The organism is Rhodovulum sp. DZ06 (assembly GCF_050586345.1).
GTDB lineage: Bacteria > Pseudomonadota > Alphaproteobacteria > Rhodobacterales > Rhodobacteraceae > JBOCEF01.
Genome location: NZ_JBOCEF010000003.1, coordinates 67,757 through 88,367, shown reverse-complemented (window position 1 = coordinate 88,367; position 20,611 = coordinate 67,757). Strand labels below are relative to the sequence as shown.

Below are 20,611 nucleotides of genomic sequence, written 5' to 3'. Positions count from 1 at the left end.
CCAGCAGCCGGCATTGGGGAAGACACATGACCGAGATCATCACGGACGGCCTTCCGTCCCTCGCCGTCGAAGCCGTCGGCACGCCCGTCGTCTACACCTCCGGCCTCCGGGTCCTGAGCATCGACGACATCCTTGGAACCTTCGGCGGCGTCACCTACGCCGACGACCCGAGCCTGATCGACACCGACGGGTCCTCGGGCGCCGAGACCTATACCGACAAGGCGGGCAACACCCTCTATCCCATCGACAGCGAATTCGGCTTCTACGTGACCGATTTCGTCGGGGCCGAGACCAAGATCCTCGACGGCGACTACGCCGAGGGCTTCGCCGGCAACGTGCTCGATGACGAGGGGAACGTCATCGGCATCTCGCTGCACAACGCCGAAACGGACATCTTCAAGTCGGGCGCGCCGCTCGGCACCTGGGCGCTCGGCCTCGGCGGGGCGACGGTGAAGGCGTCGACCGAACACTACAACGTCATGGCGCAGGTCCTGTCGGACCAGGCGTTCCCGGGCGACCCGGACGCCGTCGCGCCGCTCGACGACGACCTGAAGCTGCGCGACCTGCGGCCCACCGGGACCGACGGCGCGTGGGAGCCGGGCGTGCTGCACGAGCTTTACGTGTCCGAGCTGACCGACGCGCTCGAGACCGCGGTGGCCGACGTGGACGGCGGCGCCGCGCCGCAGACCTATGCGGATATCGACTTCGACCGCGACGGAACCCTCGACACCTACACCACCATGGCCGTGTCGCTCGATTACGACACGGATGGCGACGGCACGCCCGAGGCCATCCTCGTGGGCGGCGTCGATCTTGATGCGGATGGCGAGGCGGACGTCGTCGACAGCTGGCTCAACGGGTTCGGGACCATCGACGTCACCGACCTGCTCGAGCCCAACGAGTCCACGATCAACTACGACATCGCTTACGGCGACGACTACTCCGTCACCCTCAAGGATGACGGCAAGCTGCTCTATCGCTGGGGCACCGCGGTGAAGCGGCCGAACGACATCCGCATGGATGTCGAGATCGACCTGCCCGAGGAGTGGACGCGCGACCTCGACAACAACGGCATCGCCGACAGCCTGGAGAACGGCCACGCGGGCTTCCGCGTGATCAGCGCCCAGCTGCTGGTGACCCATGACATCACCAACAACCCGAACGACCAGATCCGCCCCGAGGACTACGAGAACGAGGCCGCCATCGGCCGCCTGCCCTCCTACTACGAGGTGACGGACCCGGACGACGCCGCCAACACCCTGTGGGTGGCCGTGCGCGACAGCTACAACGGCGAAGGCGAGCCGCTGCCGAGCTATCTCAAGCTCGACGCCTCCGGCGAGGTCGACATGACCGCCGGCGGCACGGCCGTGTACTTCCCCGACGGGACGCTCGCGGGCTACCGCAACGAGGACGCCTCGGGCGTCATCGGCGCCGTGTTCCGCGACCTGTCGCTGATCGCCGCCGCGGACGGCATGGACGCGGCCTCGGAGGATCTGACCGAGGGCTTCACCGCCGACTGGTACACCACCGTCGACCGCGAGCCGTTCGAATGGTCCTATGACCTCTACCCCGCGGACGACTACCGCCAGGTGTTCGTCAGCTTCCACAGCCGCGAAGAGGCCGAGGCCGAGGGCTTCACCGACGACGCGCTCGTGTCCGGGCCGCGCTGGCGCCTGACGCCGAACAAGTTCGGCCAGGACCTGCCGGGGCTCGAGGTCCCGCTCGAGGAGAACACCCCGCCGCCCTACCAGAGGGACAACATCAAGTACGAGACGGGCGAGCTGATCACCACCTCGATCAACCTGCTCGACTGGGAAGGCGACTCGCCGCTCTCGACCAGCCACGGCTTCATGCTGATCGACCCGACCCGCCTGGACGAGAACGGCGACGGCATCATCGATGCGGGCTGGAGCGCGGTGAACGGGACCCTGGGCGAGGGCGACGCGCTGCCCACCGGCCTGATCCTGACGGCGGTGACGCCGAACGGGCAGATGCTGCGTCCCGACACGCTCGACACGGCCGTCTACCTGAAGGGCGACCGCCAGGACAGCACCAGCATCTACGACATGCAGCTGGTGATCGAGTACGAGAGCATCGAGCCGCCGGCGACGATGGGCGCGGTGCAGACCATCGACGCGCTGACCCATGTCGACCAGACCGTGTCCTTCGAGGGCGGGGCCGAGTTCCTGAACCCGGTCGTCTTCGCCACGGTCACCTCCATGAACGGCCGCGCCCCGGTGACGGCGGAGTTCTCGGAGATCACCTCCACCGGCGCCACGCTGCACCTGGAGGAGCCGGACTACCTCGACGGCTGGCACGCCGCGGAAAGCGTGACGCTGCTGACGCTCGAGGAAGGCGCCTGGCGCCTGGCCGACGGCACCATGCTCGAGGTCGGGACCACGGTGATCCCCGAGGGGCCGACGGACACGTTCTACTCTGTGTCCTTCGAGGCGACCTTCGACGAGGCGCCGACGGTGCTGCTGCAGGTGCAGACGGCCAACGGCCCGCAGTGGGAGATCGTCCGGGCCCGGAACATCACCACCGAGGGCTTCGAGATCGCGCTGCAGGAAGAGCAGGCGAACAACGAGGGCGGGTCCCACACGATGGAGGTGGTCGGCTGGGCCGCGATCGACGTGGCGGGCGCGGACGACGTGTTCGAGTGGAACGGGCTCGGGGCCCAGGCCTTCAGCTCCAACTCGGTCACCGATTTCGGCGACGCCTTCAGCTTCGACGAGGCCGTCGGCACCGATCCGCTGATCTCGGCCGGGCTGACCAGCTACAACGGCGCGGACCCGGCGAACCTGCGGATCGCCGACGTGATCGACGACGGGACCAACGCCACCGCGCTGTGGTTCGCGCAGGAGGACCAGTCCGCCGACGCCGAGACCTCGCACTGGCCCGAGACGGCCTCGGGCCTCGCCTTCGAGACCGCGGGCCTGCTGACCGCCACGGAAGTGTTCCTCGACACGCTGGTGGTCGGCTGATCCACCAGGCCCCGGGGGCGGTCCGCCGCCCCCGGGACCCGAGGCGGAAGGGCCGCCGCGCAGATCGCGCGGCGGCCCTTTTCGCGTGCGGCGCGGCCCCGGGGGACGCATGCAGCCCGAAACCGTTTCACGACCATGGATAAATGCCGTGATCTTGCCGCTTGTCCGTCAGCGCGCGCTTATTATATGCCTGATTGCGAATATCAACAAGCAGGAGCTTACGCCCATGTCCCACGCCTCCACCGCCCGCGCCCTCGGCGCCCGCGCCCTCGGCGCCGCCCTGCTGCTCGGCCTGCCCGGCGCCGCGCTCGCCGGTCACAACAACCCGTGGTCCAGCGACCTCGCCTCGCTCAACGAGCAGTTCCACGACGAGAACCAGGCCCGCAGCGCCGACACCCCGGGCGAGGACGAGATGCGCGGCGTCATGGTGCAGAACGCGCATGGCAAGCTGTCGGACGTCGCCGGCGGGCGCGGCGCCGCGCAGGGCGGAACCGGCCAGGGCGAAGCGGGCCATGGCGGCGGCCAGGGCGGCGGCGGCCAGGGTGACGGCGGCGCAGGCGGCGGCGGCGCAGGCGGCGGCGGCGGCGGCGGCGCAGGCGGCGGCGGCAATGGCGGCCGCGGCTGATCCCGCCCGGCGCGCATGAAAAGGGGCGCGGGCGGCCCACCGGCCCCCCGCGCCCCGTGCGTCTCATGCCCCGGCGCTCGCGGCGCCCCGGCGACGCCTCAGCGGAACAGCAGCACCGGCACGGTGCAGGAGCGCACCATCTCGGTGGTGGTCGAGCCTATGATCAGCGACCGGATCCGGCTGTGCCCATAGGCGCCCATCACCAGCAGGTCGATCCCCTCGCGCTCGATATAGCCCGCGATCACCTCCTCGGGCTGGCCCGGCTGGATCCCGGCGGTGATCTCGTGCCCCGCGGCCGACAGCATCGCCCGCGCGCCGTCAAGCTTGCGCTTCGCCTCGGCCGACTCCGGACCCACCGACAGAAGGTGGATCTTCATGCCCTCGAAGAAGGGCGAGCGGGCGGCCATGTCCACGGCCTTCAGCGCCGAGGCGCCGCCGTCGAAGGCGATCAGGCAGGACCCGACCGGCTTGAAGGCGCGGCTCGACACCAGCACCGGGCACTTGGCGGCGCGCACCACGCGCTCCATGTTCGAGCCGAGATGTCCCTTGGCGAAATCCGCCGCCTCGCCGCGCTTGCCGATGACGATGACCCGGGCGTCCGCCTCGACGCTGACAAGCTCCTCGACGATGTCCCCGGCGCGCAGCTTGGCGGTCGCCTCGGCCCCCGCCTCGGCGGCGCGCGACACCGCATGATCGAGGATCATCCGCCCGCGCTGCTGGGCGAGCTTGCCGCGCTGCGCATCCAGCTCGGCCAGTTCCTCGAGCAGCGCCGAACGCGCCCCGAGGCCGATGGCGCCCGAGCGGTCCTCGCGCCCGTGGTTGCCCTCGCGCGGGCCGATCACGTGCAGAAGCTCCAGCGGGCGGCCGATGCGGGCGGCGGCCCAGGCGGCGTGGTCGGTCACGCTCTCGGAATAGATCGAGCCGTCGATCATGGCGACGACCTTGCCGGTCTCGAGCCCCGCGGCCTTGGTATCGGTCATGTCCCGTCCCCCCTCAGTGCCCGGCGTCCAGCACGGCGCCGGGTTTGTCATAGACGCCGAGCTTGTCGACGATGGTCTCGGAGGCGGCGTTCAGGCCCACCACCTCGACCTCGGCGCCCTCGCGGCGGAACTTCAGCACCGCCGCATCCAGCGCGCCGACCGAGCTGATGTCCCAGATATGCGCGCCCGAGACGTCGATGGTGACCCGCTCCAGCGGCTCCTTGAAGTCGAAGGCGGCCATGAAGCGGTCGGCCGAGGCGAAGAAGAGCTGCCCCTCGATCCGGTAGGTGCGCGCGCGCCCGTCCGGCGTCGCCTCGGAGGTCACGCGGAAGATCTGCGCGATCTTGGCCGCGAAGAAGATGCCCGACAGCAGCACGCCCACCAGCACCCCGATGGCGAGGTTGTGGGTGCCGACGACCGTGACCACGGTGGCCAGCATCACCACCGAGGAGGAGCGCGGGTGGTCCTTCAGGTTGCGGATCGAGGACCAGGAGAAGGTGCCGACCGAGACCATGATCATGATCGCCACCAGCGCCGCCATCGGGATCAGCCCGACGATGTCGCCCAGCACCACGCACAGGATCAGCAGGAACACGCCCGCGATGAAGCAGGACAGCCGCCCGCGCCCGCCGGATTTCACGTTGATCATCGACTGGCCGATCATCGCGCAGCCCGCCATGCCGCCGATGAAGCCGGTGGCGATGTTGGCGAGGCCCTGCCCGTAGCACTCGCGGTTCTTGTCGGACGTGGTGTCGGTCAGGTCGTCCACGATGTTCGCCGTCATCAGCGATTCCAGCAGGCCCACCGCCGCGACGCCCGCCGAGTAGGGCAGGATGATCTGCAGGGTTTCGAGGTTCAGCGGCACCTCGGGCAGCAGGAAGACCGGGAAGGTGTCCGGCAGTTCGCCCATGTCCGAGACGGTGCGCAGCTCGTCGAGGCCAAGGCCCATGGTGACGGCGGACAGCACCAGGATGCAGACCAGCGGCGACGGGATCGCCCTGGTGATGTAGGGGAACAGGTAGATGATCGCGAGGCCCGCGGCGACGAAGACGTAAGTCAGCATCGGCACCGTGTCGGGGTCCAACTCCGGCAGCTGCGCGATGAAGATCAGGATCGCCAGCGCGTTCACGAAGCCGGTCATCACCGAGCGGGAGACGAATTTCATCAGCCCCCCGAGGCGCAGCGCCCCTGCCCCGAGCTGCAGGACGCCTGCGAGGATCGTGGCGGCGAGCAGGTATTGCAGGCCGTGGTCGCGCACCAGCGTGACCATCAGCACCGCGGTGGCGGCGGTGGCGGCCGAGATCATGCCCGGACGCCCGCCCGCGATGGCTGTGACCACGGCGATGGAGAAGCTGGCGTAGAGGCCGATCTTCGGGTCCACGCCCGCGATGATGGAAAACGCGATCGCCTCGGGGATCAGCGCGAGGGCGACGACGAGGCCGGAGAGAAGGTCGCCGCGGACGTTGCCGAGCCATTCGGCGCGCAGGCGGTGAAGGATGTCGGGATGCAAGGGTCGCTCCTGCTGGTCGGTCAGGGGGGCGGCCGGGCCTTGCCGCGCCGTTTAGCGGGTGCGCGGCCGGGGCCGCGCCGGGGTCGACAGGCGCGGGCGTCAGGACGGCGGGCGTCCGGAGGGGGCGGGAAGGCGCCGGGCCGGGTCGCCGCGAAAGACGCGCGCGGGGTGGATTGGGTCTGGGCGGCCATGGAAACGGCCCCACGCGGGGGGCCAGGCTGCGGATGGGCGGCACAATAGAGGCGAAAACCGGGGCCGTCGACGCAGTTTTGCCGCGCCGCGGCAAAACGCGGCGCGGGCGGTGATGTTCAGGAGGGGCGTGCAGGGGGGCGCGCCCGCCGCCGTTGGATGGCGGCGGGCGCGGGGCCTCAGCCCCGGCGGCGGCGCAGGGCGAACAGGCCCGTCAGCCCCGCGGCCAGCGCGGGCAGGGATGCGGGCAGCGGCACGTCCGAGACACCGCCCGTCTCGCCACCCGACTCGGCCTGCGCCTCGGCGATCGGGCCGGTGAACGGGTTGTAGAAGACATAATCGCCGAGATCCCCGCCCCACCTGACCTGGATCGACCCGAGGTCGGTGATCTGGGCCAATCCGGAATCCGGGACCGGATTGCCCTTCGACCACCTCGAATTGACACCGCCGCTCAGGTCCAGCGCGGCCACGCCGGCGCCGTCGGTGGTGATCCAGGTGGCGATCGGGTTGGTCCCCGTGCCATAGTCGATGGACCAGCTGCGGGTGTCGACGATGGTTCCGTTCACGTCGAAGATCGCGTCCAGGATGTGGGCGTTGGTGTAGCTCTGGTTGATGTCGGTCGACCCGCCGTTGTCGACGATCAGCGTCATGCTGTAGGTCTGTCCGGCCCAGCTGTCATAGTCCCAGGCGGGCATGTCGAAGGTGAAGGAAAAGGGCGCCGCCGCGGCCGGAGCGGCGCACAGGCAGACGGCGGCCGCGAAGGCGGCCGAGCGAAGGCGTTTCGTCATGTCGATTTTCTCCCCATAGGCCGCAACCGGCCGCCACCAAAACTACGCGGTCTCCGCCCGGCACGGCAAATGATTCCGTTAATCTTTGATTAATATTCACCACGTTTCCGCCGGAGGTCACCCAGGGCGCGAAGACTTGACGGCTCGCGCAATCCAGGGCCGAGACTTGCGCCCGGCTTCACATCCCTTTCACTTGCCCTTCCCCTGCAAAACCCTGTTTCAATGCCCTCCCGCACCGGCGCCGATCACGGGAGGACCCGACGCCCATGCCCCTCCGCCTCTTCTCCACGGCGCGCCGACCGGCGCATCTCGGGCCCTACCCGCTCGAACGCCTCGCGCGCACGGACGCCGCGCCGGACCTCGCCGCCGCGCCGCCCTTCGCGCCCCTCGCCTTCGCCCGCCCCGACCGACCCGAGAGCCTCGTGAACGCCATGGCGGGCCACCAGGCGATGCTCGACGCCATCCGCGACGGGCTGGTGAACCGCGCGCAGGCCGAGATCCCCGCGGACCTGACCGAGCGCGCCAACCACCTGAAGGGCTTCGCCTATTTCTGCGACGCCTCGATGGCCGGGACCGGCGCCCTGCCCGCCGGGGCGATCCTCTCCGCCCCCGCCGTGAACCCGGGCGTGGAGCGGCTGCGCAAGGACCTGCAGACGCGCCAGACCAAGACGCTGGCCGCCGGGATCGACATGATCATGGCCGATCTGAAGGAGAGCATGGAGGCCCCGCCCTCCGGCATCGACGGCCACACCCATGCGCTGGTCCTGCTCTATGAGCATCACCGCGACCCGCGGGCGGATGAGCCGGGCGCCGACTGGATCCTCGACGCGCAGGCCGAGCGCGCCTGCCTGCGGGCGGCGGAGACCGCCGTCGTCATCGCCAATTACATCCGCCTGCTGGGCTGGGACGCGAAGGCGCATTCGGGGGCGGCCTCGGATGTGGACCTCAACCGGCTGGCCCTCGCCGCGGGGCTGGCGACGGCGCAGGACGGCGCCCTGCACGCGCCCTTCCTCGGGGACCGCTTCGGGCTGGCCGCGATCACCATGGCCCTGCCCGTCGCGCCCGACCGGCCGCTGGCCGAAGACGCCGCCCGCGCCGAACGCAGCCTCGGCTGGGCGCTGGGGCGGGGCACGGTGAAGGGCGCCCTCAACCGCGATCCCTACGCCGGGCGGAACTACGTCGACGGCGCCCTCCCGTTCGAGCGCCTCACGCGCGTCGACACTCCCACCACCTACATGGACGAGCCGCGCATCCCGCGCGTCCCCAAGCGCACCGACATGTTCGCCCGCGCCCAGTTCGGCGACATGGGCAAGCCGGTGCAGGAGGGCGCCACGGGCGGCAAGTACGCCCGCAAATCCGCGCCCTCGATGGGCCAGCGGCGGGCGCTGGGGGCCTTCGTGCTGCTCCAGGACGGGGCGCCCGGCGCCGGGCCGCGCCCCACGGACGCCAGGGCCAATGCCGAGGCGCTGAAGGCGGCGTCCTATTTCCTCGGGGCCGATGCGGCGGGCCTGTCGCGCTGCCCCGACTGGGCCTGGTATTCCCATGACGCGGCGGGCGAGGCGATCACGCCCCCCCATGACCAGGCGCTGTCGCTGATCATCGACCAGGGCTACGAGACGATGGAGGGCGCGTCGGGCGACGACTGGATCTCGGTCGCCCAGTCGATGCGGGCGTACCTGCGGTTCTCGCTGCTCGGCGGGGTGATCGCGCAGCAGATCCGCAACCTCGGCTATTCGGCCAAGGCGCATTCGGTGATGGACGGGGACGTGCTGCAACCGCCGCTGCTGCTGCTCTCGGGCCTTGGCGAGGTCTCGCGCATCGGCGAGGTGATCCTCAACCCCTATCTCGGCCCCCGCCTGAAATCCGGGGCCGTGACCACCGACATGCCGGTGGCCCATGACAAGCCCATCGATTTCGGCCTCCAGCGGTTCTGCGAGGCGTGCAACAAGTGCGCCCGCGAATGCCCCTCCGGCGCCATCACCGCCGGGCCGAAGCTGATGTTCAACGGCTACGAGACCTGGAAGTCCGACAGCCAGCGCTGCGCCACCTACCGCATCACCACCGAGGGCGGGGCGATGTGCGGGCGCTGCATGAAGACCTGCCCCTGGAACCTCGAGGGCATCTTCGCCGAGGCGCCCTTCCGCTGGGCGGCGATGAACATCCCCTCCGCCGCGCCCGCGCTGGCGCGCCTCGACGACGCGGTGGGCAATGGCGGGCTGAACCCGGTGAAGAAATGGTGGTGGGACATCGAGCTGGCCGAGAACGGCGCCTATCGGCCCGCCCGCGCGCCGGTGAACGCCCGCGACCTGCAACCGAAGCTGAAGATCGACCCGGCGGAGCAGACCCTCGCCGTCTATCCCGCCCCGCTCGCGCCCCATCCCTGGCCCTACCCCTTCCCCATGGACCGCGAGGCCGGGATCGCGGCCTATGAGGCGATGATCCCGGCGGAGGAATACCGCCGCCGCATCGCCGAGGGCGATGAGAGCATGGTGCATCGCTACACCCTGCCCGGCGGGAACCCGGTGCTGCGGGTGGTGGTGGCGGCGGTGGAGCGCCCGACGCCCGACACCGCCCTCTACACCCTGCGCGACCCGGACGGCGCGGACCTGCCGGAATGGGCCGCGGGCGCCCATGTGGACGTCGTCGTCGCGCCCGAATTCCTGCGCCAGTACTCGCTGGCCGGGGACCCGGCGGACCGGTCCTGCTACAAGATCGGCGTGCTGCGCGAAGATGCGGGCCGCGGCGGCTCGGCCCTGATGCACCGGATCTTCACGCCGGGGCGGCGCATCTTCATCTCCCGCCCCATCAACCATTTCCCGCTGCACGAGGACGCGCCGAAGAGCTTCCTGATGGGCGGCGGCATCGGGGTGACGCCGATGCTGGCCATGGCCCACCGACTGCACGCGCTGGGGCGGGATTTCAGCCTGCACTACTCGGTCCGCAGCCGCGCCGACGCCGCCTATGCCGCCGAGATCGCGGCCGCGCCCTGGGCGGATCGCGCCCATCTCCACGTCTCCGCCGAAGGGACCCGCGCCGATTTCGCCGCCCTCTTCGCCGGGGCGCCGGAGGGGGCGCATGTCTATGCCTGCGGCTCGGACCGGCACATGGACGCGGCGATGGCGGCGGCGGACGCGGCGGGGATCCCCGAGGACGCCCGCCACGTCGAGTACTTCGCCCTCCCCGAGGAGCCGGAGTATGAGAACCACCCCTTCACCCTGCGCCTGGCCTCGGGCCAGGAGGTGCCGGTGGACGCCGAGACCTCGGCCGCCGACGCGCTCATCGCCGCGGGGATCGCGGTGGACCTCAAGTGCTCGGACGGGCTCTGCGGGGTCTGCGCCTGCGGGGTCCGCGCGGGCGCGGTCGAGCACCGCGACTTCGTGCTGTCGAAGGCGCGGCGCGAGAAGGAGATGATCCTCTGCCGCTCCCGCGCAGCCGAGCCGGGGGGCGTGCTGGAGATCGACCTCTGAAAACGCGAAAGGGGGCGCCCGGACCGGGCGCCCCCTTCGAACTCCATCGCCCGGCGGATCAGATCAGCACTTCCTCCGCGGTCAGGTAGTAGCTGTTCAGCGAGCGGTTGTCGTAGTCGCGCATCGCCGGGGTCTGCAGCCCGAAGAACGAGATCGACTCCGGCAGGTGATCCGTCTCGGAATCGCCCGACCGGTCTTCGAACAGGTCATAGGCGAAGCCCCCGCTGGTCCCCTCGTCGACGAGGGCGACCGGGTCCTGCCCGTTGAAATTGGCCAGCTGCGCCAGCGTGAAGGCGTTTGCGGCCGGCCCATGGGTCCACTCCACGTCCAGGCCGTCATCGGGCTGGTCCACGACCACGCCGGTGCGCACGTCGAAGTCGAACCCGTCCCAGGACCCCACGCCGGTCTCGACGGCCATCCAGCCCACGACCTCCGAGGCATGCCAGCCGTCCGATCCCTCGGCCTCCTGCAGGAACAGCGTCGCCCCGTCGACCGTGACGTCCCGATAGCGCGCGATCACCCAGTCGGCCCCATGCGTGGTCTGCACCATCAGGAACAGCGCCGGCGGGGCGGCGAAGTCGAGATCGAATTCGATGTCCACCCCGACCGAGAGGCTGCCGCCCCCGACATCGGTCGTCCCGACCTGCATCTTGCGGCCGTCCGACAGCTGCCAGGTCCCGATATCCACGGTCATGGTGTTGAAGGTGTAGTCGCGGAACGGGTTCATCGGCCCGGTCCCCGGCAGGTTCTGCATGGTCAGGGTATGGGCGGAATGCGGCGTGTCCTTGTCCAGCCGCAGGATGCGCACCTGGCCGGAATCCTTGCTCACCAGCGGCTCGGCGAAGAACACGCTGTTGGTCAGGTTGCCGTCGAAGAACAGGTCCTGCGTCCCCGAGAGGATCGAGGGGATGCGGTACCAGCCGACCTTGGCCATGACGTCCGAGCCGCCGACCTCATCGCCCACCAGCATGTCGCCCGCGGTCCCCAGCGCCAGCAAGGAGACGCCGTCGCCGCCGTTCACCCCGTCGCCGCCCGCCGCCGGGTCCTCTCCGATGCGGCGCTGGAAGCTGTCCTGCTGGACGCCCGTGATGATCGCCTCGACCGACTCGACATCCACGAGGCTGTCGATCGAGGCGAAGATCGCGGGGATCTCGAAATCGTTCTCAAGGGTGTAGTCGGTCACGTCGGTGAAGCCGACCGTGCCCTGGTCGGCGTGCCAGGACCGCAGGTAGGACCCGTCGCCGGTGCCGCCGAAGCTGTCATCCGAGATCGCGACATAGCCGACCGGCGCGCGCAGCGGGTCGTTCGGCTCATAGACATGGTTGTCGAGATAGATGTCGCCCCCCGAGGCGGGGTCGTCCGAGTCGGGCCGCCAGCGCGACCGGACATAGCCGTCGGTCTCGCCCTGCACCTGGTGCAGCACCACCGGATCGCCGGTGAAGCCGTCGAAGCTGACGGGCGTGTTGCGGGCCGGGTCGAGGTTCAGGTCGCGCGCCGCGGTCGCCCCGGCCTGGATGCGGATGCCGCCGGCCATGGTCCAGGTCCCGGCCTCGACCACCAGCCAGCTGACCCGCTCGGCCGCGTGCCAGCCGTCGCCGCCGGGCCCTTCCTCGAGCCGCAGGTCGATATAGCTCGACCCGACCTCGGCCACCTCGACGGTGAACCAGTCGGCGCCGTTGGCGGTGTTGGCCACCGCTATGACCACCGGGTTGTCGAACGCGCGCGACAGGGCCACGCGGCTCGTCGCGTGGGTCAGCGTGGTCGTGCCGTACTCGGCAAAGAATTCTGCCATCTGTTCCACCCTGATTATTGAATGCCTGGTCGATCAACAGGTCCCGCCCCGGAAACTCCCCAAGAGGCGGATCGGGAGCATACCCGGCTTCACGCCGAGTTCAGATTAAAATCCACTTAAACGTGCCGCGGAAAAACAAGAGACCCCCGCGGGCGGCGGGCCCGCGGGGGTCAGGGGCGGCGCCGGGGCGCCGCGGGGGGGAAGGGGGTCACTCGGCCGGGGCGTGCAGGCCGCCGGCATGGCCCGAGGGTTTGCCGGGCAGCGCGATGGCGACGATGATGAACACCGCGGCCAGCGCCAGGCCCAGCAGGTCGCCGGGGATGGCGGTCAGCCCCTCGTACTTGGCGCCCGGCACCGCGCCCAGGGTCACCTTGCCGCCGCCGATGGCGTCGAGCAGCCCCGAGGCTTTCCACGCCGGGTAGGTCGCCATGTAGGCGGCCGCGCCCAGCAGGCCCCCGGCGATGAAGAACAGCGCGTCCTTGCGCCCCGAGGCCGCCGCGCAGACGCCGGTGCCCGGGCAATAGCCCGACAGCGCCCAGCCGCCGCCCAGAAGCAGACCGCCGATGAAGACGCCGACGTAAGCGGTCTTCACCGACATGTGGCCCACGTCCACCAGGCCGATCATCTGGCCGCCGAACATCAGCGCCGAGCCGGTGCCGATGGCCAGCAGGATGGTCTTCATCAGGTGCAGGTTGGAGAAGTTGAGCATCCGCCCGATCAGGTTGGGGTTGGTCGCCCCGATCCGGTCGAGGGTGGCGCCGAACGCGGCGCCGATGACGATGGCGAGCACGATCTCCATGGCTCAGGCCTCCCGGTTATAGAGGTAGAAGGCGACGGGGATCGCGGCGGCGAAGGCCCCGGCGGCGAAGATGTAGCCCGACAGCGCGGTCTGCATCATGCCCGACATCATGTGCCCCGAGGTGCACCCGCCCGCGAGCCGCGCGCCATAGAGCACCACGAAGCCCCCGAGGAAGGCGGCGGCGTAGCGCTTGGCCGCCGATCCGCCGACGCTCTCGCGCCAGAGCTGCGGCATGGTCTTTTCCGCGGCGCCGATCCCGCCCCGCGCCCAGGCCGAGAGCCCGGCACCGGCCATCATCGCCAGCACGAAGAGGAAGGAGTAGTTGATCGGGTTGGCGACGCTCTTGGCGTATTTGCCGCCCGATTTCGCGAGATAGGCGTTGGTCGAGGTGTAGCCGCCCTCGGCGGCCTGGGTCACCACCTCGGGCGAGGCCGCGTCCCAGAGGATCCCGTCCAGGATCACGAACTGCGTCGACACGCCGATCGGTTTGACCAGCGCGACGGCGAGGAAGAAAACGACGCCCAGGAGGACGCCGCCGGTTTTCCATGAGAGCGTCATGGCGTTTCCTTTCCCTAAATACATCTTCTTTATCGAATATGATGTATTGAATCGGATGCGCCTTGATCCAGGTCAAGACCCTGCCGGGCGGCGCGGTTTTCGCGCCGGCGCGGGCCCCGCGCAGGTCCGGCCCCGCGGGCGACCCTCTCGCGGGGCGCCCTGCGGGATCGGGACGGATCGGGGGAACGGGGGCGCCCGCGCCGGAAGGGCCGGGGCGCCAGGTCCGGGGCGGGCGGAACGTGGCGGGCGGGCCGGGCGGCGCGGCGCAGGCCGAGCGGCGCAGGCGGACCGACGCGGCGCGGGCCGCGCGCGGCAGGGTCAGCGGCGCGCGGCGGCGCCGTCCTCCCGCTTGCGGGCGCCCGGCAGGCGCATCCGGGCGACGACGCCCTCGGGGCGGCGCTCGATCTCGAACCGCCCGCCGCACCCACGGCAGAAATCCTCGACCACCGACAGGCCGAGCCCGGCCTCGGGGCGGCCCTTGGTGGTGTAGAACGGCTCCTTGAACCGCTCGGTCTCGACCCCGTCGCCCGGACCGCCGCCATCGCTCACGCGGATCTCGAGCCAATCCCACCCGGCGCGGCGCGGCGGGTCGGCGGCCGGGGAATCGAGCAGCTCGATCACCACCCGGCCGCCGTCCGGCATCGCCTCGCCCGCGTTCTGCACCAGCTCCTCGAACGCCTCGACCAGCGCCTCGCGGTCGCAGATCGCGAAGGGATGCGAGGTCTTGCACGCGTAGCTCGCCGTCACCCCGGCGGGCAGCAGCGAACGCAGGTAGGCGATGCGCTGCGCCAGTTCGGCGTCGACATTGGTCCGCGTCGCCACGCCGCCGGAGGCGTGGCCGGCGGTCTGCAGCCGCGCGACCAGGTGATCGGCCCGGCGCAGCGCGGCGGCCACGCGCACCCGCCACCCGGCGGCCGCGCCCGGAAGCGGCGCGACGTCGCCCCCCGGCGCGCCCATCGCCTCGAACTGCGACCGGATCACCTCAAGCGACTCCCCGGTCACCATCGACACCCGCGACACCACCCGGCGCAGCGCGGCATGGCGGTCTTCCAGGATCCGCCGCTCGCGCTCGGCCCGCGCCATCTCCTGCGCCTGCGCCTCGGCCTGCAGCCGGCTCGCCCGCCGCTCGGCCCGCAGCACGCCCAGCGCGGCGGCATGGCCCGCATGGGCGTACCACGCCGCGCAGACCATCACCGCGGCGACGGCGATCAGCCCGGCATTGACCGCGCGCACCACGAGTTCGTCCGGCGTGCCGGTGAACAGCGCCGCGAAGCCCGCCGCGACCGAGATCGCGACCAGCAGCGACAGCCGGCGCGCCATCGCGGCGACCGGCGCCGCCGACAGCGCGAAGCGGCGGCTGAGCGGCTGCAGGGGCGAGACCAGCAGCGCGGCCCCGATCAGCGTGCACGCCGCCGCCGTCGGCAGCGACAGCGCCGCGTAGGGCGTGATGGCGAGAAGCCCCCCGGGGGCGAACCAATAGCCGAACAGCGCCGAGATCCCGATGACCAGGGTCGCCGCGGTGAAGGCCAGGCCCGTCGCCCCGCAGCCCGGCCGCCCGAGGCCCGACAGCGCCAGCCCGGCGCAGAGCGCCGCCGTCGCCGTCGCCGGGGACATCACGTCGCCCTGCTGCCACATCAGCAGCACCCGGGGCGCCGCGTCGCCCAGCGCCGCCGCGACCGCGTATTCCAGGAGCTTCAGCCCCGCGAAGGCGGCGGCGATCCTGCCCAGCAGCCGCCCGCGCCGCGCGGCGCGGCCGCCGCGCTCGATCCCGACCAGGAAGACCCCCAGCCCCAGCGCCGTCGCCGCCGCCGCGGTGGACAGCGCCATGCCGGGCCAGTCCGGGTGCAGCCGCCCGGCGTCGCGCCCCAGCGCCGCGGCGAGGATCGTGTTGGCCGCCAGCGCCGCGGCCAGCAGCCCGAAGGCGGCCGAGAGCAGGCGCATGGCCCGCCGCCCGCCCGCGGAGCCGCTCAGCGCCGCGACGGGCAGCGCCCGCAACGGCGACCGGCCGGAGCCGGGTATGGCGTTTCCGAAACTCACCCGTCACCGCCCGTGCCCGCCGCGCGCCGCGGCCCGCATTCCGCCGCGCGTCTCCGCGCGCCCCGACCGGCCGCCGCCGTCCATCCCGTCACCGCAAGCTCCCCCCGCCGTCCGCAAGGTCCGTCCGTCTCCCCATGAAACGGCCCGGGCGCCGTCCGCGCAACCTTGCCGCCCGCCCGCGCCCAAAAACATCGGCGCGCAGCTTCACGAACTTGTATTAACGAGCTTTCAACTTTAGCGTCGCCACAAGAGATGTCACTCCCCTCCCTGAACCTCGCCGGCGCGCGGCTTGCGCGGCCCGCCGGAACGCAGATGGCGGACGCGATGAAGCTGGCGAGCAAGCTGAGACTGGGCGTCCTCGCCCTCGCCGTCGCGGCGGCGGCCTCCGCCGCCATCTCCGCCTACGTGCTCAGTTCCATCGGGGCGGAGCGGGAGCGGCTGACCGGCGAGTCCCTGCCGCGCATGCTCGCGCTGACCCGGCTGGACGAGATGACGTTCAGCATGCTCGCCGCCTCCCACGTGCTCACCGATCCGCGCCACCCGCGCAGCCACGCCGCCCGGCGCATCGCGCTCGAACGCGACGGGCGCCGTTTCGCCGCCGGGGCCGAGCGGCTGGCGCGGGAGGTGGACGCCGCCCACGGGGACGCGCTGCTGGACGCCGCGGCGGAGCTGGAGGGCGGGCTGGCCGCCATGGCCGCGGCCGAGGCGCGCGCCGACGCGCGCCGGGCCGAGGCGGACGCGCTGCTCGACGCGGCGGACGCGGCGCTGAAGGACGCGGCCGGGCGCCTCGCCGCCTGGCGCGAGGGGATGCGCGACGCAGGCCTCGGGCCCGGCGATGCGCAGGACCGGCCCGAGCGGGTGGACGCCTACCAGGCGCTGCTCTCCTCGGCCGCCACGCTCGACTTCGTCGGCGCCGTGATCGCGCAGTCGCGCCTTGTCGCCAGCGGCCCGCAGGTGGAGCGGATCGGCACGGCCCAGGCGATCATGCAGCGCGACCTCGCGCGGCTGCTGGCCCGCCTGCCCGACGCGCCCGAGCGGGCCGCGGTCGCCGCCGCGCTGACCGAGCTGCGCCGGCGCGTGCTGTCCGGCGCGCTGTCGGAGGCCCTCGCCGCCGCCGCCGCCGCCAGCGAGGCCGGGCGCGCGCAGGGGCGCGAGCTGGTCTACACCCTCAGCCGGGCCCGGGCGGTCACCGTCGACGCGGTGGCCATGCTGCGCGCCTCGATCGAGGCGGAGGGCGCGGCGCTGAGCGCGCGCACCCGCTCGCTCTACTCCCTCGTGGCGCTGCTCGGGCTGGTCGCCATGCTGGCCGGGGGCGCGGTCGCCTACGGCCTGGTGGAGCTTCTGCTGGCGCGGCGGCTGCGGATCGTGGACGAGAACCTGCACCGGATCGAGGAGGGCGACCTTTCCCCGCCCGGGCGCATGCCCGGCGGCGCGGACGAGATCGCCCGCATCGCCGCCGCCGTCGAACGCCTGCGCCTCGGGGTCGCCGAGCGCGCGCGGCTCGAGGCGGCGTTGCAGCGGCGGACCGAGGAGGCCGAGCGCCACGCCTCGGCCAAGAGCGAATTCCTGTCGATGATGAGCCACGAGATCCGCACCCCGCTCAACGCCGTGATGGGCCTGTTCGAGCTGATCGAGCGGTCCGACGCGCCGGAGCGCCAGCGGCGCCGCGCCGCGCATGGACGGATGGCGTCCGAGGGGCTCTACGACGTGCTGTCCAAGGTGCTCGACGCCTCGCGGCTGGAGGCCGGGCTGCTGGTGATCGAACCGCGCCAGGTGGAGACGGAGGCGCTGGTCGGCTTCCTGCGCGCCAGCCTCGAGGGCGCCGCGGCGGACAAGGGCGCCGGCGCGCGCTTCGCGGTGCGGACCGAGGGCGACCCGCCGCCCGAGATCCGCGCCGACGAGGTGCGCCTGCGCCAGATCCTGTCGAACCTGGTCGACAACGCGGTGCGCTTCTGCCCGGACGGCCGCGTCGAGGCGATCATCCGCCCGGCGCCCGGCGCGCCGGACTGGATCGAGTTCGAGATCCGCGACGACGGCCCGGGCATCCCGCCCGAGCTGCACGGCCAGGTGTTCGAGATGTTCCGCCAGGCCGAGGACGGGATCACCCGCGGCGCGGGCGGCAGCGGCCTCGGCCTCGCGATCAGCCGCGCGCTGGCCGAACTGATGGGCGGCGCGCTGACCCTGCGCAGCGCGCCGGGCGAGGGCGCGTCCTTCGCCCTGCGCCTGCCCGTCGACGCCGCCGCCTCGGCGAAACTGAGCGAGGCCGCGGAATGAGCATGGTCCTGGTGGTCGAGGACGACCCGTTCAGCCGCTTCACGATGACCGAGATGCTCGACGAGCTCGGCCACGCCACGCTCTGCGCCTCGAGCGGGGAGGAGGCGCTGCGGCTGCTGTTCGACCGGGCGCAGGATATCGGCGTGGTGCTGCTCGACATCCACATGCCGGGCGTCTCGGGGGCCGAGGTGGTGCGGGCGCTGCGCCGGAGCGACCTGAACCCGCCGCGCGACCTGCCGGTGCTGGCGGTGTCGGCCGACCCGCTGTGGCAGAGCCAGGCGCGGGTGCGCGCGGCCGGCTGCGACATCGCGCTGCCCAAGCCGGTCTCCCTCGGGGCGCTGAAACGCGCGCTGTCACGGGTGCTGGCGCCCTGAGCGCGACGACGCGGGCGCCTGGCGGCCACGGGGCGCCCCCGGCGGCCAAAGGGCGGCCTCCCGTCCACCGGGCGCGGCCGCGGGCGGGCCGAAAAGCTCCGCGCCGAGATGGACCGGGCCGAAATGGACCGCGCCGAGATGGACCGGGCCGAAATGGACCGGGTCGAGATGGACCGGGCCGGAAAGGGACAGGGCGAAAGAGGGACCGGCGGAAACGGGAAGTCCTGGGTCAGGACCGGCCCGAAGAAAACGGGCCGCGCCGACCGCGGGGCGGCGCGGCGGCCGCTCCCGCGCGCCCTCTCCGCCGCTCGAGGGGGCCGCCGCTGGAGGAGGAAGGCGGGCGCGGGACCCGATCCCCGCACGGCGCACCCTGCAAGGGCCGGTCCGACCGGGCGGAGGAGCGCGGCGCGGCTCGCCCCCCGGATCCGGCGGCGCGCCGGGCCGGGGACGGCCGCCCCCTCAGTGCACCCTGCCGGGGCCGGTCGATGTCGGGCAATCGCCCAGCTTCGGGCAGCCCTTGCAGCGCGCGAGATAGCCGGCCATGGCGCACAGGTCGTCGGGCCGCACGGGCTTGTGCAGCACCCAGGAGATCCCGGGCGCGACCTCGGCATGATCGCCCTCCCGGAACACGCTGGTGCCGGTGACGAGGAGGATCGGCGTCTCCGGGTGGCGGATCGCGATCACGTCCGAGAGCGACAGGGTCGACCTGCTGTGCAGGAAGAGGTCGAGGATCACGAGGTCGTAGCGGCTGGACAGCGAGCGCGCCTCGGCCTGCTCCAGCGTCGTGCAGACGTCGCAGGCGAAACCCGCGTCGGAGAGCGTCTCGTCCCAGAGGAACCCGAGGGGGCGATCGTCCTCGACGATCAGGGCGCGGGGCTGCTGCTCCGCGGCGCCGATGCAGGCGAGGTCAGCCATGCCGCCCGGCGGGCCGGGACCGCGCGCCGTGTCGCCGTTTCGTGGACATCTTTTTCCCCCGGGGCGTCCGCAGGACCGATCGCGACCCTTGAAGACGGAACACCGCTCATCAGATGTAAAATCCCGCGAGCTGGTTAAGAAACCCTTAAGGTTAAAATTTTCTCCTCTGGAGAACATCGGGGGCGCCGGGGGGGCGACGCCCCGGCGGCCCCTCTCGCGCCCCGTTCGGCCCGGGCGCGGTCAAGGCGTTTCGAATTGCGCGGGGACCGGCGGCGGCGGGAAGGGTCACGTTAAGGCCGCCATGCGCAGAACGGGCGTCCAGTGAACCGCCGCGCCGAGTCGCGGCCCCAGCCTGGTCGGACCGCATGAAGCGCCTCATCGAAGCCCTCGATCACCCCGCCTGGCTGTTCTCGGCCGAGGGGGACCTCGTGGCCGACAACGCCGCCGCGCGGCGACGCGCGGCCGGGCTCGGCCCGGGCGGCGGCGCGGGGGGCGACGCGGGGGGCGGCCCCGGCGGCGGCGCCCAGGCGGGCGGCGCCGACATCGCCGCCCGCCTGCGCGCCGCGGTCGACGCGGTGCGCCTCGGGGCCGGCCCGACGCCGATCGGCGACGGGGCGCCGGGCGATGAGACCCGGATCGGAGAGGTCGACTGGCTGAACCCGGACGATCCCGCGGCGGGCATCCTCGCGCAGCTCGCCCCCGGCGCGGCCGCGGACGGGGGCGCGGACGGGGGCGCGGGCGAGGGAGCGGGCGGCGGCGAGGACGCCCGGGCCCGTGCGCTCGAGGCGGAGCTCGACGCGATGCGCCGCCAGCTCGCCGGGTTCCGCAACATGGCCGACAGCGCCCCCGGCGCGGTCTATGAACGCGTGGACACCACCGACGGGCGCTGGATCTACACCTATCACAGCGCCGGGATGCCCGACCTGTTCGGCGTCACCGCCGAGGCGGTCGCGCAGGACGGGCGCGCGGTGTTCCGCAACATCGACCCGGCCGAGGTGCGCGAGATCGCCGCCAAGGCCGGCGCCGCGCGCCAGAGCGGCGAACAGTTCGAGCTGGTGATGAACGTGGCCCACCCGGAGCGCGGGCCGCGCTCGGTGCTGCTCAGCACCCAGCCCTTCCCGCAGCCCGACGGCTCCACCGTCTGGTACGGCGACATGGCCGACATCACCGCGCAGAAGGCCGCGGAACGGCGCGCGGCGCAGGCCGCCGCGGACGCGCGCCGCGCATGACCGCCTCAACCGCCTCGCCGACAACGCGCCCGGCGCGCTCTGGGAATACCGGCTGGACGCCGCGGGCGACGGGACGCTGGCCTATTTCAG

At 72.2% G+C, this 20,611-nt stretch carries 14 protein-coding genes; 6 read left to right on the top strand and 8 right to left on the bottom strand.

The features are described from left to right. Positions 1-26 precede the first annotated feature (26 nt). Together ACQ5SO_RS02400 and ACQ5SO_RS02395 are read left to right on the top strand one after the other, a co-directional pair. Positions 27-2,984 carry an H-type lectin domain-containing protein gene (locus tag ACQ5SO_RS02400; RefSeq protein ID WP_430939969.1) on the top strand — a complete coding sequence of 986 codons (2,958 nt, stop codon included), beginning with the start codon at positions 27-29 and terminating at the stop codon, positions 2,982-2,984. Between the two features lie 226 nt (positions 2,985-3,210). Then, positions 3,211-3,609 carry a hypothetical protein gene (locus ACQ5SO_RS02395; RefSeq protein WP_430939968.1) on the top strand — a complete coding sequence of 133 codons (399 nt, stop codon included), beginning with the start codon at positions 3,211-3,213 and terminating at the stop codon, positions 3,607-3,609. A gap of 98 nt (positions 3,610-3,707) precedes the next feature. On the opposite strand, the gene ACQ5SO_RS02390 is transcribed toward ACQ5SO_RS02395, so the two are convergent. From ACQ5SO_RS02390 to ACQ5SO_RS02380, 3 genes are all read right to left on the bottom strand, one after another. After that, positions 3,708-4,589 (bottom strand): universal stress protein, encoded by an 882-nt coding sequence (locus tag ACQ5SO_RS02390; protein WP_430939967.1) that lies wholly within the window; start codon positions 4,587-4,589, stop codon positions 3,708-3,710. Between the two features lie 13 nt (positions 4,590-4,602). Beyond that, positions 4,603-6,087 (bottom strand): SulP family inorganic anion transporter, encoded by a 1,485-nt coding sequence (locus tag ACQ5SO_RS02385; RefSeq protein ID WP_430940053.1) that lies wholly within the window; start codon positions 6,085-6,087, stop codon positions 4,603-4,605. Positions 6,088-6,467: 380 nt separating this feature from the next. After that, the gene (locus ACQ5SO_RS02380; RefSeq protein ID WP_430939966.1) at positions 6,468-7,076 is read right to left on the bottom strand and encodes a VPLPA-CTERM sorting domain-containing protein; all 609 of its coding nucleotides are present in this window, start codon (positions 7,074-7,076) and stop codon (positions 6,468-6,470) included. Positions 7,077-7,342: 266 nt separating this feature from the next. Between ACQ5SO_RS02380 and ACQ5SO_RS02375 the strand changes: the two genes are divergently transcribed. After that, positions 7,343-10,543 (top strand): reductive dehalogenase, encoded by a 3,201-nt coding sequence (locus ACQ5SO_RS02375; RefSeq protein WP_430939965.1) that lies wholly within the window; start codon positions 7,343-7,345, stop codon positions 10,541-10,543. Between the two features lie 58 nt (positions 10,544-10,601). On the opposite strand, the gene ACQ5SO_RS02370 is transcribed toward ACQ5SO_RS02375, so the two are convergent. From ACQ5SO_RS02370 to ACQ5SO_RS02355, 4 genes are all read right to left on the bottom strand, one after another. Next, positions 10,602-12,335 (bottom strand): hypothetical protein, encoded by a 1,734-nt coding sequence (locus ACQ5SO_RS02370; RefSeq protein WP_430939964.1) that lies wholly within the window; start codon positions 12,333-12,335, stop codon positions 10,602-10,604. 208 nt (positions 12,336-12,543) lie between these two features. Then, positions 12,544-13,134, bottom strand: a complete 591-nt coding sequence (locus tag ACQ5SO_RS02365) for a YeeE/YedE thiosulfate transporter family protein (protein WP_430939963.1) — start codon at positions 13,132-13,134, stop codon at positions 12,544-12,546. A gap of 3 nt (positions 13,135-13,137) precedes the next feature. Beyond that, positions 13,138-13,692: a YeeE/YedE thiosulfate transporter family protein gene (locus ACQ5SO_RS02360; protein WP_430939962.1), complete on the bottom strand. Its 555-nt coding sequence runs from the start codon at positions 13,690-13,692 to the stop codon at positions 13,138-13,140. Positions 13,693-14,010: 318 nt separating this feature from the next. Next, the gene (locus ACQ5SO_RS02355; protein ID WP_430939961.1) at positions 14,011-15,633 is read right to left on the bottom strand and encodes an ATP-binding protein; all 1,623 of its coding nucleotides are present in this window, start codon (positions 15,631-15,633) and stop codon (positions 14,011-14,013) included. A 348-nt stretch (positions 15,634-15,981) separates the two neighbouring features. Between ACQ5SO_RS02355 and ACQ5SO_RS02350 the strand changes: the two genes are divergently transcribed. Together ACQ5SO_RS02350 and ACQ5SO_RS02345 are read left to right on the top strand one after the other, a co-directional pair. Beyond that, positions 15,982-18,003: an ATP-binding protein gene (locus ACQ5SO_RS02350; protein ID WP_430939960.1), complete on the top strand. Its 2,022-nt coding sequence runs from the start codon at positions 15,982-15,984 to the stop codon at positions 18,001-18,003. Continuing rightward, a complete protein-coding gene (locus ACQ5SO_RS02345; protein ID WP_430939959.1) occupies positions 18,000-18,377 on the top strand; it encodes a response regulator in 378 nt (125 codons plus the stop codon). Before ACQ5SO_RS02350 ends, ACQ5SO_RS02345 begins: the two co-directional genes overlap by 4 nt. Before the next feature lie 459 nt (positions 18,378-18,836). Here ACQ5SO_RS02345 and ACQ5SO_RS02340 read toward each other — a convergent pair whose 3' ends face one another. Next, entirely contained in the window at positions 18,837-19,292 is a 456-nt protein-coding gene (locus ACQ5SO_RS02340) for a response regulator (RefSeq protein ID WP_430939958.1), read from the bottom strand. 365 nt (positions 19,293-19,657) lie between these two features. Here ACQ5SO_RS02340 and ACQ5SO_RS02335 point away from each other — a divergent pair, with 365 nt between their 5' ends. Next, positions 19,658-20,521, top strand: a complete 864-nt coding sequence (locus ACQ5SO_RS02335; RefSeq protein ID WP_430939957.1) for a hypothetical protein — start codon at positions 19,658-19,660, stop codon at positions 20,519-20,521. Positions 20,522-20,611: the final 90 nt, after the last annotated feature.

Coding starts and splice junctions, on each gene's coding strand:
- ACQ5SO_RS02345 (WP_430939959.1), top strand. CDS start 18,000: ATGAGCATGGTCCTGGTGGTCGAGGACGACCCGTTCAGCCGCTTCACG.
- ACQ5SO_RS02375 (WP_430939965.1), top strand. CDS start 7,343: ATGCCCCTCCGCCTCTTCTCCACGGCGCGCCGACCGGCGCATCTCGGG.
- ACQ5SO_RS02335 (WP_430939957.1), top strand. CDS start 19,658: ATGAAGCGCCTCATCGAAGCCCTCGATCACCCCGCCTGGCTGTTCTCG.
- ACQ5SO_RS02340 (WP_430939958.1), bottom strand. CDS start 19,292: ATGGCTGACCTCGCCTGCATCGGCGCCGCGGAGCAGCAGCCCCGCGCC.
- ACQ5SO_RS02365 (WP_430939963.1), bottom strand. CDS start 13,134: ATGGAGATCGTGCTCGCCATCGTCATCGGCGCCGCGTTCGGCGCCACC.
- ACQ5SO_RS02355 (WP_430939961.1), bottom strand. CDS start 15,633: ATGCGCCTGCTCTCGGCCGCCTTCGGGCTGCTGGCCGCGGCGCTGGCG.
- ACQ5SO_RS02395 (WP_430939968.1), top strand. CDS start 3,211: ATGTCCCACGCCTCCACCGCCCGCGCCCTCGGCGCCCGCGCCCTCGGC.
- ACQ5SO_RS02380 (WP_430939966.1), bottom strand. CDS start 7,076: ATGACGAAACGCCTTCGCTCGGCCGCCTTCGCGGCCGCCGTCTGCCTG.
- ACQ5SO_RS02360 (WP_430939962.1), bottom strand. CDS start 13,692: ATGACGCTCTCATGGAAAACCGGCGGCGTCCTCCTGGGCGTCGTTTTC.
- ACQ5SO_RS02390 (WP_430939967.1), bottom strand. CDS start 4,589: ATGACCGATACCAAGGCCGCGGGGCTCGAGACCGGCAAGGTCGTCGCC.
- ACQ5SO_RS02370 (WP_430939964.1), bottom strand. CDS start 12,335: ATGGCAGAATTCTTTGCCGAGTACGGCACGACCACGCTGACCCACGCG.
- ACQ5SO_RS02350 (WP_430939960.1), top strand. CDS start 15,982: ATGTCACTCCCCTCCCTGAACCTCGCCGGCGCGCGGCTTGCGCGGCCC.
- ACQ5SO_RS02400 (WP_430939969.1), top strand. CDS start 27: ATGACCGAGATCATCACGGACGGCCTTCCGTCCCTCGCCGTCGAAGCC.